We start from the raw sequence: 17,103 nt of genomic DNA, 5'->3' as shown, positions 1-17,103 counted from the left end.
ATCGCATGAGCTACCGTATCGTCGCCTACAAGACCCTGCCCGATGACGTGCTCGCCTACCTGCGCGAGCACGCCGAGGTGATCCAGGCCGAAGGCGCCGAGGCGCTCGCCGAGGCGCTGGCCGATGCCGACGGCGCGATCGGCGCGAGCGTGCCGGTGACCGCCGCGATGCTCGATCGCGCGCCGCGGCTGCGCGCCTGGTCGACCATCTCGGTCGGCTACGACAACTTCGACGTGGCCGACCTCACGCGCCGCGGCATCCTGCTCGCGCATACCCCCGACGTGCTGACCGAGTCGACCGCCGACACGGTGTTCGCGCTGATCCTGTCGAGCGCGCGGCGGGTGGTCGAGCTGGCCGAGTTCGTCAAGGCCGGGCAGTGGAAGAAGAGCATCGGCGAGCCACTCTACGGCACCGACGTGCAGGGCAAGACGCTTGGCATCGTCGGGCTGGGCCGGATCGGCGCGGCGGTGGCGCGGCGTGCCGCGCTCGGTTTCCGGATGCGCGTGCAGTACACCAATCGCAGCGCGAACGCCGAGGCCGAGACGCAGTTCGGCGCGCGCCGCGTGCCGCTCGACGAGCTGCTCGCCACCTCCGATTTCGTCTGCCTGCAGGTGCCGCTGAGCGAGGCGACGCGCCACCTGATCGGCGCGCCCGAGCTGGCGAGGATGAAGCCGGGCGCGATCCTGATCAACGCCGCGCGCGGGCCGGTGGTCGACGAGGCGGCGCTGATCGAGGCGCTGCGCGCCGGCACCATCCGCGGCGCGGGGCTCGACGTGTTCGAGCAGGAACCGCTGGCGGCCGATTCGCCGCTGCTGGCGATGAAGAACGTGGTGGCGCTGCCGCATATCGGCTCGGCCACGCACGAGACGCGTCACGCCATGGCGCGCAACGCCGCCGAGAACCTGATCGGCGCGCTCGACGGCACGCTGCGCGGCAACCTCGTCAACCGCGAACTGCTCGCGCGCTGAGTGCCGGGTTCCGGCGGCGTGCCACCGCCGGAATCGAGACAGGCGCCGGGCATGGAAGGGCGCCGTGGCGCGAGCCTGTTGCCTGCCTGAAACCATCGCCGCCGCATGGTCGGTATCGGATAGTCGCTATCGGCGCGCCGCGCCGCGATAGGTTGCGCAGTGCACCAGAAACCCGGCGAAACGCGGCGAGCCGCGATGTCCGGGGCTCGCCGGCTGACGGCGCGGTGCCTGGTTACCGGGCACCGGCGCGCTCGCCGCAAGCCGCCCGCCGGCCGTCGCGGGCGAACCGAACGGACCCTCGTATCGCCTGACGTCCGGCTGCGTTATGATCCCGCGCTGACTGAGGTCTCGCGTCCCCGGGCCCGGCTGATCCTGGCAAGCCCGTCAGGGACTCGAGGGCCAGCCGCGTTCGTGAACTGGCTGGATATGCCGGGCCAGCCCGGTGTCCATCGGCCGGCAGCCCGCCCCCGGGAGCCGCGGCTCGAGGCCGTCGGCGCAGCAGCCTGCGCTGCCGGCGTCGCCACATGGAGAAACGATCAGTTGAACTGCGTATCCCGATCCGCCCTCGGATCTCCCCGCCGATCCCGCCCGCGCACCTCGCGCGGCGTTCGCCAGCAGGCGCCGCGATGAGCGAAACCCGTTCCCCGGCCGGCGCGCGCCCGGCCACCATCAGCGATGTCGCGCGCGAGGCCGGCACCGGCAAGACCAGCGTGTCGCGCTACCTGAACGGCGAGACCAACGTGCTGTCGGCGGATCTGCGCACCCGCATCGAGGCCGCGATCCAGCGCCTGAACTACCGGCCGAACCAGATGGCGCGCGGCCTCAAGCGCGGCCGCAACCGCCTGCTCGGGCTGCTCGCGGCCGACCTCACCAATCCTTATACGGTCGAGGTGCTGCAGGGCGTCGAGGCGGCCTGCCACGCGCTCGGCTACATGCCGCTGATCTGCCATGCCGCCAACGAGGCCGACATGGAGCGCCGCTACCTGCAACTGCTGACCACCTATCGCGTCGAGGGCATGATCGTCAACGCGCTGGGCGCGCGCGAGGATGCGCTGATGCCGCTGCGCGGCTGCGGGATCCCGACCGTGCTGGTCGATCGGCGCGTGGAGGGTTTCGACGCCGACCTGGTCGGCCTGGACAATACCGCCGCGGTGCGCGCGGGGCTCGCGCACCTGTTCGCGCAGGGTTTCGCCGAAGTCTGTTTCGTGGTGCAGCCGTTCGAGCAGGTGAGTTCGCGGCGCCTGCGCGAGGCCGCGTTCCGCGCGGCGCTGGCCGAGCTGGGCCGCGACCGCGAGGCGGCGCCCACGATCGTCGCCGACCTGGCCGATTGCGAGGCACTGGCCGGCGCGCTGGCCGGGCTCGACGCGCGGCTCGACGCCGCCGCGTCGGCCGGCCGCCGGGTCGCGCTGTTCGCCGCCAACGCGCCGGTGGCGCTGGCGCTTGCGCGTCACCTGCACGCGCGTCACGGCGCCGGCTGGCAGGCCAGGGTGGCGCTGCTGTCGATCGACGATCCCGAATGGGCCGAGCTGCTCGGCATCACCACGATCCGTCAGCCCACCTATGAAATCGGCTATCGCGCGGTCGAATTCGTGCACGACCGGATCGACGGCGCCACCGACGCGGCGCGCGAGGCGCTGCTGCCCGGCGAGCTGGTGGTGCGCACATCGACCGCAAGCTGAGTATCATGCGGGGTCGCGCACCGCTCCGGTGCGCCTGACCGACCAAGGATCGTCATGACTGTTGCCCCCGCCACCCTGGTGGCGCTGATCATCGGCACGCTGATCGTCGCGCTGTTGCCGATCGTTGCGTTCCGCTTGCTGAAATCCCCGATGAAACTGGATCGTCGCGACGCCATCGTCGGCATCGCGGCCTTCATGCTGTTCGCCACCCTGATCGAGCGCGGCGTCTACGCGCTCGCGCCGATGCTGCCGGGCGCCGTGCAATGGCTCTCGCAGCCGGTGGTCTTCGTCGCCTTCGGCATCGCGGTGGCCGCGGTGATCGAGGAGGGCGGCCGCTACCTCGGCCTGCGTTTCGTCGAGCGCCGCTACGGCGCGTCCTCGGGCGACGCGCGCGGGCTCGGCTACGGGATCGGCTTCGGTGGCGCGCAGGCCTGGTTCGTCGGCGTGATCGTGCTGGGCCAGTGGGTCTGGCTGGTGTGGCTCGCGCAGCGCGGCCAGCTCAACCAGCAGCTCTCGACCATGCCGCCCGATCTCGCGCTGCGCATCCAGATGATGCTGATCACCATGTCGGCCTCGACCATCGTGGTGCGCGTGCTCGAATGCCTGGCCGCCTTCACCTTCCAGCTCGCCATGTCGGTGCTGGTGTGGCGCGGGGTGCAGGCGCGCAAGCGCTGGATCCTGCCGCTGGCGATCGTGCTGCACCCGATCGGCGACCTGCCGCTGATGGCCTTCAATGCCGGCGCGATTCCCGTGTCGACGATGGTCACGGCCTACGGCCTGATGACCCTGATCCTGATTGCCGCGCTGGTCCGCTGGTGCCGGCCCGCCACGCGCACCGCCTGAGCCCGACCACCATGGACGACTACCACTACGACTGCGCCAGCGCCGAGTTCGACGCGCTCGCGCATGTGATCTGCGACCTGTTCCCGGAGCAGACGAGTTTCGCCGAGCGCGGCGACGAAGGCGGGCGCTTCCTGTACGTGCAATGGCTGGGGATGCGTTTCGGCTCGGCGCCCAAGCGCATGACGCTGGCGCTGCGCATCGAGTCGGCGGCCTTCGCGCGCTACCTGGCGATGCGGCCGATGCAGCGCGCGCGCAGCCACGCCGTGCTGCGCGCCTATGTCGAGGCCTTCATCGGCTCGCTGGAAGAGCGGCACGCGGAAGGCCAGGCGATCGAGCGCGATACCGAGCTGGTGCTGGGCGAGGAATTCGCCTGAGCGGGTGCTGTGCCGCGGCCGCGGTGATTCCGGGGCGGCGGCGTAAATCGCCGGCGGCCTTGCGCCGCCGGTGCCTTCCAAGGATCGCCGCGCTTACTGCGTGACGCGATAGACTTGCGCGAAACGCTGCGCCTGCACCACGCCGTAGTCGCCGGGCGCGTACTGCATGACCCAGTCGCCGGCCGCGCCGCGCAGCACGTCGCCGTTTTCGGAACGCGCGATCGAGAACGCTGCCTCCATCCGTTTCGCCAGCACCACCGCCGGCCGGTTCCGGTACGGGCCGGCGTCGCCGTGCGCGAGCCCCTCGGCGGCCGGCAGGTACTTGTCGTCGAAACGCTGGCGGGACACCACCCAGCGATCGCCGGTCGAGCCCGTCACGATCGCGTCGCCGGCCGCGTAGCGGTTCGGCCCTTCCAGGCTCATCAGTTCGCCCGCCTCGGCGGCGAAGGCCACTTCCACGGTTTCGTCCTTGACGACGCGTTGCGCGGCGGGATCCGTGCGCAGGTCGATTTGCTTCAGTTCGATCATGGTTCGCGTGCCTGGCTGAGAAAAGCCCGAACTGTAGCTTGAAACCGGCCGGCCGTGGGGCTGGCGGCCTTGGCGCGCCGTCCGGCTCGCCAGGTTCGCGCGGGTTGGCGGCGAGGCTTCTCCGGGCTGGATCGAGCTGCCTCAGGGTTGCTTCGAGGCCACTTCGAGGTCACCTCAGGGCCACGTCAGGACTGCCCCAGGACTGCTTCAGGACCGGCAACCCAGGCGCCGGTATTCGGCTTCCGGCGACGCGCGCCGGTCGTATTCGCCGAGATCGTTGCGCAACTGGCCATCCGGGCCCACGCGGCGCACCACCACGTTGCGGCGATCCGGCTCGGCGATGGCCTGGCCGACCATGCCGGCGAGCTCCTGGCAGCGCGCCGAGGCGGGCGTCGCGGCCGTCGCGCCGCCCTGCAGGTTGCGGGCGAGCGGCGAGGCGAAGCGGGTGGCGGAGGCCGGCGCGGGCGCGGCGGCGCCTCGATGTGCGGCCAGTTGCGCCCAGGCGGGCGGCGCCGCGATCAGCAGCAAGGGGAGCAGGCGGGACAGGAACAGGCGAGCGCGCATGGCATGAATGTCGGTGTTTTGTAAGGAGTCTTCAGACCCGGCTCGCCCGAATCGGTTCACTCCCGCGACATCGGCACCCGCCGCCAATGAAAAAACCGGCCCGCCGCTGTGAAGCGGCGGGCCGGTTCGATGGCCTGCGAGGGCGGGGCGCCAAGGCCCCGCCCAAGGCTTACTGCGCGGCCGGGGCGCTGGCCGCGTCGGCTGCCGGGGCGGCCGGCTTCTTGGCCGCGCCCTTGTGCGGCGCATGCTTGCCGCCTTGCGGGCCGCGATGGTTCCAGCGCTCGCGGAAAGTCTTGTCGGCAATCGCCTTCTGCTCCGGCGAGAGCGCCTCGTACAGCGGGCCGAAGGTGTCGACCAGCTTCTTGGCGCCATCGGCGTTCGCCTGGGCGATTTCCGCGTACTGCTTCACGTCGTCGAGGGCCGTCGCCGAGCTCTTGCCGTCGGCGCGCTCGCCATAGAGGCGGCCCATGGTTTCACCGTTCTCGCGCATCGTGTCGGCGAACGGTTGCCATTGGGCTTCCTGGGCCTGCGTGATCTTCAACTGCTGGTGCAGGTAGGTGATCCGTTCCTCGACGCGGGCCTCGTGACGCGCGGCATGCGCGGCGCCCGGCGTCGAGGCGGCTGCCGCCGCAGCGGAGGCGGGCGTCTGGGCGTGGGCGGCGAGCGAGCCGGTAAGCGCGAACAGCGCGGCGAGAGTCAGCGAGATCTTTTTCATTGGAACTCCTGTGTGGTCGTCAAACGGTATCCGGTGGTGCCTGCGGCCGCCTGATGTCAGGTCGGGTATAGCAAGTCGCGAGCCGGAGACGCGCGCTATTAGTAGCATGCGCAAGGGCAAATGTGCAGCGCGGCGACATCTGCTTACAACCGAAACGAAATCGAAATCGCCGGCGCGGCGGCCCCGTGCGCGGCCGGAATCGCGTGGAAAAGCCCGTTGCGGCGGGCTCCGCGTTTGGGCCGGCGCCGCTTCGGCGCTATCATCGCGACACCTTGTCACGGAATCCGTCATGCGCCCACCTCGACTCGACCAGCTCGACGAACTCGACCGCAACCTCGTCTCGCTGCTGCAGGCGAACGCGCGCGCGAGCGTCGCGGAACTGGCGCGTCAGCTCGGCGTGGCGCGCACCACGGTGATCGCGCGCATCGAGCGCCTGGAGCGCACCCAGGTGATCGCCGGCTACGGCGCGCGGCTCGGCCAGGACGTGCTCGACGCGAGCCTGGTGGCCTATGTCGGCATCATCCTCGCGCCCAAGTTCGGGCAGGACGTGCTCAAGCGGCTCGACCGCATGCCCGAGCTGCAACTGCTGTGCGCGGTGAGCGGCGAATACGACTACGTGGCCTGGCTGCGCGCCGATTCGCCGGGCCGGCTCAACGACCTGCTCGACGAGATCGGCGCGCTCGACGGCGTGGAACGCACCACCACCTCGATCATCCTCGCACGCAAGATCGATCGCGGCACCATCAGCGTCTGAATGCGGCACGGCGCGCGAATCCCGCGCGCCGAGGCAGTCTCCCGGCACAAGCACAAACAAGGATATCGACCACAGGAGCGCAGCGGCCATGAAGACCAGTCAGGCATTTTCCCGTCCCGAACGCTGGTTGCGGCTCGCCTCCTGGGCGCTCGCGATCGTGTTCGCGCTATTCCTCAACATGCTCGGCAGCCTGGTGATCCGCGACCTGATGTTCGCGCCGCGCGGCGGCCCGCCCGAGGCCGCGCAGTTCGCCGACACGGCGCGCGACGCGGCCCTGCGCGACGAGCGGCGCGCGCTGGAGGGCGAGCGCGCCAGCCTGTCGACGCGGCAGGACGCCGCCAACGCGGGCGCCACGCGCGCCCGGCGCGACTACGACAATGCCCGCGAGGCGTTTCGCAACTGGGTGGCCACGCGCACCGCGACCGGCGACAGCAGCCGCAACCCCGAGCTGCTCGCGCGCACCCAGGAACTCGACAAGCTGCAGGCGGCGCTGGCGGGCTGGCAGAAGCAGCAGGACACGCTGGCCGACCAGGCGCACGCGCTGGAACAGCGCTCCAGCGCGCTCGAGACGCGCGCCGAGCAGGCCGGCGGCGAGGCGGACCAGCGCTACCAGGCCGCGCTGCGCCGCTATTCGCTGGCCGTGTTCGGCTGGCGCCTGGCCTTCACGCTGCCGGTGCTGCTGCTCGCCGTGTGGCTGTTCCTGCGCTACCGCCGCGCGCGCTACTGGCCTTTCGTCCATGGCTTCGGGCTGTTCGCGCTGTCGGCCTTCTTCGTCGAGCTGGTGCCCTACCTGCCCGACTTCGGCGGTTATGTGCGGGTGGCGGTCGGCATCGCGCTGACGATCTTCGCCGGCATTTACATGCTGCGGGCCTTCCAGCGCTACGTCGAGCGCAAGCGCGAGGAGATGCAGCGCAGCCAGGACGAACGGGCCCAGTCGATCGGCTACGAGAAGGCGATCGCCTCGTTCCAGAAGAAGATGTGCCCGTCCTGCGACAAGCCCTGGAGTCTCGGCGGCGAGCAGTCGACCTTCTGCATCCACTGCGGCCTGAAGCTGTTCCAGTCCTGCGCCTGCGGCACGCGCAATTTCGCCTTCTTCCCGTTCTGCAGCGGCTGCGGGGCGGCGGTGCAGCGCGAGGAGCCGCCGGCGGCCTCGTGAGGCCCGGCGGCGCGACGAAGCTTGCGCGCGCAACGACCCGCGAGCCGCTTCGCGGGCGGGCGTCTCAATCGTGCAGCGAGTGCACGTGCCGCATCTTGCCGAACAACCAGTCGAACAGGGAATGGCCGTGTTCCTGCTCGGCGGGCAGCGCCGCGGTCAGCTTGCCGAGCTTGTCCTGCCGGTAGGCCAGCAACTGGCACAGCTTCTCGGCCACTTCCGGATGCGCCTTCAGGAACGCGCTCATGTCGTCCTTGCCGAGCTGGAACAGGACCGCGGGCGTCAGCGTGGTGATCGACACCCGCATCGGCAGGCCGGCCAGCAAGCCCGCCTCCCCGAAGGCCTCGCCCGGGCCGACGCGGGCCAGCTCGCGTTCTCCCGAGGCTTCGCGGAACACCACCGACAACACCCCGGTATAGACGATCGCCAGACTGTCCGGCACCGTGTCCGGCGCGAGGATTTCCTGGTTGGCCCGGTATTCGTGCCGTGAAAGACGCTTCGCGAGCTGGGCCACCTCGGCGGCGTCGAGGCTTTCGAACAAAGACACGCGCTTAAGCAGCGCTAGCCTGGCGTCGCCAGCCTCGGCCGCCGGCGCCGGCACGCCCAGCGCGCGCAAGGGCACCCCGGCGGCGGCCAGGTGCCGGTAGCACAGGTCGAACAGCTCGTTGGAGGCGGCGCGCTTGAGCGCCATGTCGTCGACGAAGCCCACCACCTCGTAATGGATCGAGTTGAGCGTCGCGCGCTGCACGCGCGCATAGGCGGCGGGCGAGCGCAGTATCGCGTGGCAGCCGGTCAGCGCCCGCTCCAGCGCGTCCAGCACGGTCCTGGGGCGCGCCTCGGGGTCGATCTCGAGCACCAGCGAGAGACCATGGACCTTGGCCGGGCGGCTGTTGTTCGAGATCTTCGCCTTGGCGGTCAGCGCGTTCGGCACGACCAGGGTATTGCCCTGGCCGGTCAGCAGGTGCGTGGCGCGCCAGTTCATCTCGACGACCATGCCCTCCACGTCGTCGATGACGACCCAGTCGCCCACCGAATAGGGCTCGGTGGTGCTGAGCACGATGCCCGCGAACACGTCGCTGAGCGTGCTCTGGATCGCCAGGCCGAGCACGATGGCCAGCGCGCCCGAGGTGGCGACCAGGCCGCGCACCGGCAGCTCGAGCACGAAGGCCAGCGCCGCCACCGTCGCGGCGAGAAACACGATGGCGCCGAACACGTCCGAGAACAGCCGCTGCTTGCGCCAACTGCGCGGCAGCAGGAGCAGGTCGAGCGAGAGCGTCAGCAGGCGCGCGCCCATCAGCCACCAGATGATTTCGAGGATCTGCGCGAGCCAGTGCAGCCCCGCGGCGTCGCGATACGGCGGCTCGCCGAACGGGCTCATGTCCGCGCTGAACAGCAGCCAGCTCAGGGCCGCGAACAGCGCGAGCCGGATGAACAGGCGGGTTTCGTAGGGGGGAAGCCGGGCGCGCCACACGAGGATATCGGCCGCGACGATGCTCGAGGCCACAATCAGCGGATATTTCACGGGTCGCTCCGGAACCGGGCTTGTCGGAAGTACGGGGGGCGCCGCCGAACCCGGTATCTCCCGGTGTCTCGGCCGAAAAGACGGGCGGGGGCGCAGCCGCTAGCATGCCCGACTCGCCTGGACTCGTCGACTCGATCCGCGCGAAAATCGATCTGCGAAAACACCGGCGATCGCGCGGTGCCGCCGGGGCCTGTCGCCCTGGATCCCGCGCCGCGTTCCGGGGCCAATTCCGACATAAAGTCGAAACGCTTCGTCATATCGACGAATATCGGTGTCGGATCGCATCACTTTCCGTCTATCAACTGTTTTTGCTCGTTCGTACACTCTCCTGCAGGCAGCCGAATCGCCTTCGAACACAACAAACACACGTCAGGAGAGTCACCATGAAGATCGCCATCGTCGGCGCCGGCCTGATCGGCCACACCATTGCCCACCTGCTGCGCGAAACGGGCGACTACCAGGTGGTCGCCTTCGACCGTGACGCCGAGGCGCTGGCCAAGCTCGCCGAGGCCGGCATCGAGACGCGCCGCGTCGATTCGGCCGACGCCAACGCGATTCGCGACGCGCTCAAGGGCTTCGACGCGCTGGTCAACGCGCTGCCGTATTACCTGGCCGTGAACGTGGCCGCAGCGGCCAAGGCGGCCGGCGTCCACTACTTCGACCTGACCGAGGACGTGCGCGCCACTCATGCGATCCGCAGCCTGGCCGAGGGCGCCGAGCATGCCTTCATGCCGCAATGCGGGCTCGCGCCGGGCTTCATCGGCATCGCCGCGCATTCGCTGGTGGAGGGCTTCAGCGAGATCCGCGACGTCAAGATGCGAGTCGGCGCGCTGCCCGAGTACCCGACCAACGCGCTGAAGTACAACCTGACCTGGAGCGTGGACGGCCTGATCAACGAATACTGCCAGCCCTGCGAGGCGATCCGCGACGGCCAGCGCCAATGGGTGCAGCCGCTCGAAGGCCTCGAGCACTTCTCGCTGGACGGCATCGAGTACGAGGCCTTCAACACCTCGGGCGGCCTCGGCACGCTGTGCGAGACGCTGGCCGACAAGGTCGGCACGCTCGACTACAAGTCGGTGCGCTATCCGGGCCACCGCGACCTGATGCAGTTCCTGCTGGAAGACATGCGCCTGGCCAGCGACCGCGACGCGCTCAAGGCGATGATGCGGCGCGCGGTGCCCTCCACCAAGCAGGATGTGGTGCTGGTGTTCGTGACCGTGACGGGCGTGAAGAATGGCCAACTGGTGCAGGACGTGTTCACGCGCAAGATCTTCGCCAACGAGATCGGCGGCATGCCGATGAGCGCGATCCAGATCACCACGGCCGGCGCGATGTGCGCGGTGCTCGACCTGTTCCGCGAAGGTCGGCTGCCGCAACGCGGCTTCGTGCGCCAGGAGCAGGTGCCCCTCGAGGCCTTCCTGAAGAACCGCTTCGGCCGGCTCTACGAAGGCGCGATGACGGTGCCTTCGCACGCCATGGCATGAGCGGGCAGGGCGGCAGGCCCGGATAGGAAAAACGGCCGACGCGGGTGGAAACCACCCGCGTCGGCCGTTTGTATTTCAGGCGCCTTCGCGTGCCGCCCGCCGCGGCTCAGGCGGGCAGCGGCGGCACCATCGCGCTCGGCGCGGGCGGCACGATCGCGTGCAGCAGCGCCTCCACGTCGGCCGCGCCCGGCGCGGTGTTGTCGAACCTCAGCAGTCCTTCGCAGGCCTCGCCGCTCGGCACGAAACGGCGCGCGCGATACTCGTCCCAGTGCGCGAGCTTGTAGGCGTCGTTGGGATTGCCGCGCGCGACGATGCGCTCGCGCGCCATCTCCTCCGAGGTATGCACCCAGACCACGCGCAACTCCACGTCGTGGCCGATGCCCAGCCACTGCCGGTTGAACAGCCGCCCGTCGCGGATCTCGCGCGACAGCGGGCCGACCACCAGCACGCTGATGCCCAGCTCCAGGTTCTCGCGCGCGGTATCGAGCAGGCCCTGGTATTCCGGATCGCGCAGATGCTGCAGGTAGAGCGGGCTGTCGCGATCGTTCGGGTCCTGCGTGAGCGCGCCCATCGCGGCGGCGCTGTAGCGGCCGTAGAGCGTGTCCTTGTCGAGCAGGCAGAAGGCCTCGCCGGTGCTGCGCATCAGCGGGCCGATCAACTGCTTGGCGAGGGTGGTCTTGCCGGTGCCGGCATGACCGCAGAAAAACACCAGGTACTTCACGGGCGTGAGCCTCCGGGGCGGGGTGAGGGGACGATGCCGGGCGCGCGGCCGGGGAGCCGTCGCAAGCCGGAGGAAGGCCGCCGGAAAGGCGATCGTCGGCTGCGCGCGACTGCACGATGATGAGCGCGAAGCCCCGGCCGCGCAAGGCCGGCGAGGCCGGGCGACCTGCTGCGTGGAGCGGGGCGGAACGGCTACACTAGCGGATCGATTCATCGACAGAAACGGACGTTTCCCCCCGACACAATGTTGATCAACTGCGTTGCCTACCAGAATGGCCAGAAGCTGGCCGACATCGACATCGACGACATCAGCGACTACGTGGCCCGCCCCGAATGCTTCGTCTGGGTCGCGCTGAAGGAACCCGAGCCCGAGGAGCTGGAGCGCATGGGCGAGGAGTTCGGCCTGCACGAGCTGGCGCTCGAGGATGCGCGCAACGGCCACCAGCGGCCGAAGATCGAGGAATACGGCGACTCGCTGTTCGCGGTGATGCACACGGTCGAGCTCGATGCCGACGACGAGTTCGAGATCGGCGAGCTGAACGTGTTCGTCGGCCCCAACTACATCCTGTCGATCCGCAACCACACCTCGCACGGCTTCCAGGACGTGCGCGTGCGCTGCGAGCGCGAGCCGCACCTGCTCAAGGAAGGCGCGGCCTTCGTGTTCTACGCGCTGATGGACCAGATCGTCGATCGCTACTTCCCGACCGTGGAGGCGCTGGGCGCCGAGCTGGAGGCACTCGAGGACCGCATCTTCGAGAAATCGACGCCGGCCACCGCACGCGCGATCATCCAGGATCTCTATTCGCTCAAGCGCCGGCTGATGATCGTCTACCAGCACACGGCGCCACTGCTCGAACCGCTCTCGAAGCTGGTCGGCGGGCGCACGCCGCAGGTTTGCAGCGGCATGGAGCATTACTTCCGCGACGTCTACGACCACCTGCTGCGCATCACCAAGACCCTGGAGGCGCGCCGCGAAATGGTGGTGACCGCCGTGCAAGTCGACCTCGGCATGATCTCGCTGGCCGAGAGCGAGGTGACCAAGCGGCTCGGCTCCTTCGCCGCCTTGTTCGCGATCCCGACCATGATCGCCGGGATCTACGGCATGAACTTCAACAACATCCCCGAGCTGCACTGGCGCTTCGGCTTCTATGTCTGCCTGGGCGTGATGGCGATCGGCGATCTCGCGCTCTGGTGGCGCTTCAAGCGCGCCGGCTGGCTCTGAGCGCGGCGGCGCGCGGCGCGTGTCAGGTCTTCGCGTAGTGGCCGGCGGCGACGTTCCACTGGCGCACCTGCCAATGGCGCACCAGCTTGTTCTTCACATAGGGATCGGCATTCGCGAAGGCCTCGGCCGCGGCCGGCGAGGCGCCGGTGAACACCAGCACCGCGCAGTCGGCCGGATCGGCCAGCGCGCCGGCCAGCAGCAACTCGCCGCGCTCGGTGGCGGCCTGGGCCAGCGCCAGGTGTTCGTCGCGATACTGGCCGCGCCGCTCGAGGTAGTTGTCGACCAGGTCGTAGGTCAGCAGGTAGTACATCGTGTCTCCTCCGTTCGGGCTCGGGCGCCGGCTCGGACGCGGCGCGAAAGGTCCAGTATAGGCGCGGCCCCGGGCTGCGCGAACAAATGCTTACGATTCGATACGGTCGCGCCGCGCGCTTCGCGGCACACTGCGCGCGCGCCTGCCCGGGCGCGTCGCGAGGGGCGACGCGCGGGCGGGGCGAGAAGGAAATCCGGATGACGTTTCGAACCTTGTTGCTTGCCGGTGCGCTCGCGCCGGTGCTGGCCGCCTGCGGGTGGTTCCACGACGGCCCCGCGCCGGCCGAGATCGATGCCGCCGTGCGGCAGGCGCTGGACGACGAGAACCACGGCGCGCTCAACAGCTTCCTCGGCCAGCCCTTGCCGGTGGCGGCCGATGTCGCCGCGATCCGCGAGGAGGGCCCGTGCCGCAAGACGGCCGAGCATGCCTATACCTGCGACGTGGTGATCGTCTGGCATTCGGGCAAGTCGGAGGATGCGTCCTCCTCGCGCGCCTCGCTGGTGTTCTCGCGCGACGGGCAGGACCAGTGGCGCACCTATGGCGTGGACGCGGCGCTGGTGACCGGCGCCGCGCATTCGATGGTCGACGATATCCGCCGCGCGTTGCCGGGCAGCGCCGCTTCGACGGCTCAGCAGCAGTGAGGCGGCGCGTCAGTCGCGTCTGAGGACGGATGAAACGGGAAGGGCGGCGCGGACCTGATGGCCCGCGCCGCCCTTTCTTCATGCCGCGCCGCGTTCGGCACCCCGGCAATCGCTCGCCGGTGTGCCGAGAGCCGGCTTACCAGCGGTGGTCGTCGCGATGGTCGTCGCCGCGGTGGTCGCGATCGTCGTAGCGGCGATCGCCCGGCGGGTGGGCGCGGTTCCAGTCGTCACGCGCCCAGTAGCGGCGGCCGTCCCAGTAGCGGTCGCCGTGCCAGCCGATATTGACGTCGACCGCCACGCCCGGCTGCGCATAGGCGGGCGTAGCGGCGTAGCCGCCGCCATATCCCCCACCATACCCTCCGCCGTAGCCCGGATTGGCCGGGTAGGCCACGCAGCCCGTGAGCAGCGAGCCGGCCAGCAGGGCCGGCGCCAGCAAGGCGATCGTCTTGATGTTCTTCATGTCTTTCCCCCAAGCGGTTGGTGTGTTGAGGGGAAGCATAGGGGGAGCGATCGTCACATGCGGTAAAGGATTGCAACCATTGATGACGAACCCGAAACACCGCGCCGGCCGCCTCAGCCGGCGGGTTTCGTCCCCGTCACGGCGGGCAGGGCCGCGGCGCCCGCCTCGGGTGCGTTCTGGATCATCAGCATCTGCGGGCTGGCCAGCGTGATCGAGGCCGCGCGCAGTTGTTTCAGGATCTCGAACAGCAGGTCGCTCTTGGTCGTGGCGGTGATGCGCGGGCTGCTCACGTAGCCCGTCACGCTCAGCGTGATGCCGTCCGGCGTGAGCTGGCTGAAGGTGACCGAGGGCGCGGGCTTCTCCAGGATCGCCGGATGCGCCTGGTAGGCATTCAGCAGCAGGTCGCGCACCTGTTCCGGGTCGGTGTTGAGCGGGAAGGTCAGCATCAGGGTGGCCACGCCCTGGGTGCTGTTGCCCATCGTGACGTTGCGCAGGTTCTGCGAGATCAGCTGCGAGTTCGGCACGATCACGGTCGAGCGGTCGCTCAGCTGGATCTCGGTGGCGCGCACGTTGATGCGGCGGATGTCGCCCTCCACGCCGCTGATGCTGACCATGTCGCCCACCTTCACCGGCCGCTCGGTCAGCAGGATCAGGCCCGACACGAAGTTCTTGACGATCTCCTGCAGGCCGAAGCCGATCCCCACCGACAGCGCGCTGACGATCCAGGCCAGGCTGCTCCACTGCACGCCGAGCAGGGACAGCGTCATCAGCACCAGCAGCACGTAGCCGAGGTTGCTGAACAGCGTGACCAGCGAGGCGCGCATGCCGGGGTCCATGCCCAGGGTCGGCAGGAATTCGTTGTCCAGCCAGCGGCGCACCGAGCGCAGCAGCCAGAAGCCCACCGCCAGCGCCAGCACCGCGTTGACGATGCGGTCCGGCACGATGTTGAGGCTGCGCAGCTTGGTGCCGCCGAGCATGGTCAGCAGGCTGTCGAACAGGTCGCTCGGGGTGGTGCCGAAACCGCCGGTCAGCAGTGACAGCGCGGCCAGCAGCACCAGCACCGCGACGCCGACGCCCGACAGCAGGGTCGAGGCCTGCTCCAGATGGCTGTCGTCCAGCCCGAACAGGTGCTTGATGGTGTTGCCGCTGCGGTACTGCGTCGAGAACAGGCTGGCGAAGGCGTCGCGCGTGATCTGGGTGAGCATGTAGAAGCTGCACAGCACGATCTCGAACCAGACCAGCTCGTAGGTGATGAAGCGCGCCACCGTGATGTAGCCGATCAGCAGCGCGGCCAGCGAGGCGATCACCGCCAGCGATACGCCGGCATGGATCAGCCCGGCCAGGGTCGAGCGCGCCTCGGGCTGCTCGCCGGCGGCCGCCAGCTCGGCGCGCGCGCGGTTGGCGCGCAGCAGGGTGGCGCCGATCGTCAGCGCCACCACCAGGGCCACGAGGCCGCGTCCGAAGATGGTCACCTGCAGGCTGGTGTCGGCGATCCGGTTCAGTTGCTCGAGCGTGCCCGAGACCAGCAGCAGCGCGGCCAGGATGGTCGGGAAGCGGCGCATCGCGAGCGCCACCGGATCGGCGATCGCCGGCAGCCGCCAGCTCGGGTGGCGGGTGCAGAGCAGGGCGCGGCCGAGGCCCGCGATCAGCGCGCAGGTCATCGCCAGTTCGCTGAACTTGGCGGCGAAATCGTCGAGCGCGGGCGTGAGCGCCTCGCCGCGCGTCACCGCGAGATAGAGCAGCTGCACCGCGATGCCGGTCGAGATCACGGTGGCCAGCGCGGTGCTCAGCGCCAGCGCGCTGCGGCGCAGCCGCGTGGCCGGCAGGCGGTTCAGGCAGAACCAGGCGACGCCGTATTCGAGCAGGCGCCGCCCGCCGCTCCAGATCGCGATCGCCAGGCCGAGCAGCAGCACCGTGCCCAGGCGCCGGCCATCCTCCCAGGCGAACGAGAACTGCGCGGCGATCTGGCCGAAGAACTTGTGCAGCCGGTCGATATCCTCCTGCTGCGGCGAGTGGAACGGCGCCCAGAAGCTCGGGCCGAGCAGGCTGCCCGAGCGCAGCGCGAGCTGGTTGCGCAACAATCCGCGGCGCAGTTTCGCGTACTGCTGGTCCAGGTTGGCGAGGTCGTCCTTCTGGGCCACGGCCTGTTTCAGTACCGCGTCGAACTGGTCGCGGCGCGCGTCGAGATCGCTGCGCTGGCGTGCCACCGCCGGCGTCTCGGGCGGCGCGCCCGCCGCCGGCGGCGGCCCGAGCACATCGAGCTGGGCTTGGATCTGCGCGCGTTGCGGCTTGAGCGCATCGATCAGCTTGTCGACGTCGCCGCTGAGTGCCTCGGTGGCGGTATCGGCGGTGTCGATCTGGGTGTTGCTGGTGGCCGTCGAGGTCTGCTGCTTGATGCGGTCCTGCTCGGCCTGCAACTGCTTGAGCGAGGCGATCGCGTCGGCGTAGGAGATCGCCGGCGCGGCGGAGGCGGCGCTGGCGGCCGAGGCCACCAGCGGCTGCGCCTGCGCGGCCGGCATGCCGGTGCCGAGCAGGACCGCCGATAGCAGCAAGAGCGGCAGCATGAGGTGCAGCACGCGCGCGGCCGGCAGCGGCGCGAGCGGGCGGCTCGCGGCCGGCCGCGGGGCCGAGGGCGCGGCCGGCGGCGAGGTCCGCGGCAGCAGCGAGGGCAGCGACGCGAGCGCGCGCGCCAGTCGGGCGGAGAAGAGCATGGCAAACCTTTGTTATCGGCTGGATCGACGGCGTCGGCCACGGCGGCCAGCGGCATGGCTGGCGTCCAGGCCTTCAGCATGCCATCGAGCGCGGGAACGAGATGTTACCGGCTGCCTGTGCGCCGTGCGCGCCGGACAGCGCGGCGCCGGCATGTCGCCGCGGGCCGGCGCCCGGCGGCGAGCCGCGCGGCGCGGGGCTGCCCGGGCCGGCGGGGCGCTTCCGGCGTCACAGATCGTTACGCGCGTTACACCCCCGCGCGAGGTGCCGCCGGTGCCGGCCGCGCGCCCCGGATCGCCCGCCGGGCCTGGTTTTGCGGCCGCCCGACGGGGCCCGGCGGCGAATCGGCCACTGTGGCGTGATCCGCAAACACCCGCTGTTCAGGCGGCGCGATTGTGCGTGACAATCCGCGCACCGGACCCGTGTATCGCGCCCGGCCATGTGCCGGGCCTGCCAA

General features: G+C 70.0%; 17 protein-coding genes. 9 read left to right on the top strand and 8 right to left on the bottom strand.

Annotated features, from left to right (window positions below):
- Positions 1-5: 5 nt before the first annotated feature.
- From BM43_RS34310 to BM43_RS34295, 4 genes are all read left to right on the top strand, one after another.
- Positions 6-968: a 2-hydroxyacid dehydrogenase gene (locus BM43_RS34310; RefSeq protein WP_036039316.1), complete on the top strand. Its 963-nt coding sequence runs from the start codon at positions 6-8 to the stop codon at positions 966-968.
- A 626-nt stretch (positions 969-1,594) separates the two neighbouring features.
- The gene (locus tag BM43_RS34305) at positions 1,595-2,647 is read left to right on the top strand and encodes a LacI family DNA-binding transcriptional regulator (protein WP_036051369.1); all 1,053 of its coding nucleotides are present in this window, start codon (positions 1,595-1,597) and stop codon (positions 2,645-2,647) included.
- Positions 2,648-2,701: 54 nt separating this feature from the next.
- Positions 2,702-3,490: a YhfC family glutamic-type intramembrane protease gene (locus BM43_RS34300; protein WP_013698177.1), complete on the top strand. Its 789-nt coding sequence runs from the start codon at positions 2,702-2,704 to the stop codon at positions 3,488-3,490.
- An 11-nt stretch (positions 3,491-3,501) separates the two neighbouring features.
- A complete protein-coding gene (locus BM43_RS34295; protein WP_036053386.1) occupies positions 3,502-3,864 on the top strand; it encodes a DUF3022 domain-containing protein in 363 nt (120 codons plus the stop codon).
- A gap of 93 nt (positions 3,865-3,957) precedes the next feature.
- On the opposite strand, the gene BM43_RS34290 is transcribed toward BM43_RS34295, so the two are convergent.
- From BM43_RS34290 to BM43_RS34280, 3 genes are all read right to left on the bottom strand, one after another.
- Positions 3,958-4,392: a PGDYG domain-containing protein gene (locus BM43_RS34290; protein WP_025100463.1), complete on the bottom strand. Its 435-nt coding sequence runs from the start codon at positions 4,390-4,392 to the stop codon at positions 3,958-3,960.
- A 207-nt stretch (positions 4,393-4,599) separates the two neighbouring features.
- Positions 4,600-4,956, bottom strand: coding sequence for a hypothetical protein (locus BM43_RS34285; RefSeq protein WP_042285872.1), 357 nt, complete (start codon positions 4,954-4,956; stop codon positions 4,600-4,602).
- Positions 4,957-5,125: 169 nt separating this feature from the next.
- Entirely contained in the window at positions 5,126-5,671 is a 546-nt protein-coding gene (locus tag BM43_RS34280) for a Spy/CpxP family protein refolding chaperone (RefSeq protein WP_036051370.1), read from the bottom strand.
- 289 nt (positions 5,672-5,960) lie between these two features.
- Here BM43_RS34280 and BM43_RS34275 point away from each other — a divergent pair, with 289 nt between their 5' ends.
- Positions 5,961-6,425 (top strand): Lrp/AsnC family transcriptional regulator, encoded by a 465-nt coding sequence (locus tag BM43_RS34275; protein ID WP_013698172.1) that lies wholly within the window; start codon positions 5,961-5,963, stop codon positions 6,423-6,425.
- Positions 6,426-6,513: 88 nt separating this feature from the next.
- Positions 6,514-7,581, top strand: coding sequence for a zinc ribbon domain-containing protein (locus BM43_RS34270; RefSeq protein WP_036051371.1), 1,068 nt, complete (start codon positions 6,514-6,516; stop codon positions 7,579-7,581).
- Between the two features lie 64 nt (positions 7,582-7,645).
- Here the strand turns inward: BM43_RS34270 and BM43_RS34265 are convergent, their stop codons facing one another.
- The gene (locus BM43_RS34265) at positions 7,646-9,100 is read right to left on the bottom strand and encodes a mechanosensitive ion channel domain-containing protein (protein ID WP_036051372.1); all 1,455 of its coding nucleotides are present in this window, start codon (positions 9,098-9,100) and stop codon (positions 7,646-7,648) included.
- A gap of 383 nt (positions 9,101-9,483) precedes the next feature.
- Between BM43_RS34265 and BM43_RS34260 the strand changes: the two genes are divergently transcribed.
- Positions 9,484-10,584, top strand: a complete 1,101-nt coding sequence (locus BM43_RS34260) for a saccharopine dehydrogenase family protein (protein WP_013698170.1) — start codon at positions 9,484-9,486, stop codon at positions 10,582-10,584.
- A 106-nt stretch (positions 10,585-10,690) separates the two neighbouring features.
- On the opposite strand, the gene BM43_RS34255 is transcribed toward BM43_RS34260, so the two are convergent.
- Positions 10,691-11,305, bottom strand: coding sequence for a P-loop nucleotide/nucleoside kinase family protein (locus BM43_RS34255; protein WP_017921435.1), 615 nt, complete (start codon positions 11,303-11,305; stop codon positions 10,691-10,693).
- 243 nt (positions 11,306-11,548) lie between these two features.
- Between BM43_RS34255 and corA the strand changes: the two genes are divergently transcribed.
- A complete protein-coding gene (gene corA / locus BM43_RS34250) occupies positions 11,549-12,526 on the top strand; it encodes a magnesium/cobalt transporter CorA (RefSeq protein WP_036051373.1) in 978 nt (325 codons plus the stop codon).
- Between the two features lie 22 nt (positions 12,527-12,548).
- On the opposite strand, the gene BM43_RS34245 is transcribed toward corA, so the two are convergent.
- On the bottom strand, positions 12,549-12,836 hold the full coding sequence (locus BM43_RS34245; protein ID WP_025100457.1) for a YciI-like protein: 288 nt from the start codon (positions 12,834-12,836) through the stop codon (positions 12,549-12,551).
- 197 nt (positions 12,837-13,033) lie between these two features.
- Between BM43_RS34245 and BM43_RS34240 the strand changes: the two genes are divergently transcribed.
- Positions 13,034-13,477 (top strand): hypothetical protein, encoded by a 444-nt coding sequence (locus tag BM43_RS34240; RefSeq protein WP_036051375.1) that lies wholly within the window; start codon positions 13,034-13,036, stop codon positions 13,475-13,477.
- 136 nt (positions 13,478-13,613) lie between these two features.
- Here BM43_RS34240 and BM43_RS34235 read toward each other — a convergent pair whose 3' ends face one another.
- Both BM43_RS34235 and BM43_RS34230 read right to left on the bottom strand, forming a co-directional pair.
- Entirely contained in the window at positions 13,614-13,937 is a 324-nt protein-coding gene (locus BM43_RS34235) for a hypothetical protein (RefSeq protein WP_036051377.1), read from the bottom strand.
- A gap of 113 nt (positions 13,938-14,050) precedes the next feature.
- Positions 14,051-16,501, bottom strand: a complete 2,451-nt coding sequence (locus BM43_RS34230) for a DUF3772 domain-containing protein (RefSeq protein ID WP_045577520.1) — start codon at positions 16,499-16,501, stop codon at positions 14,051-14,053.
- Positions 16,502-17,103: the final 602 nt, after the last annotated feature.

Source organism: Burkholderia gladioli (genome assembly GCF_000959725.1).
Classification (GTDB): domain Bacteria; phylum Pseudomonadota; class Gammaproteobacteria; order Burkholderiales; family Burkholderiaceae; genus Burkholderia; species Burkholderia gladioli.
The sequence above is the reverse complement of the archived record's forward strand: the minus strand, read 5'-3'. Positions and strand labels throughout refer to the sequence as shown.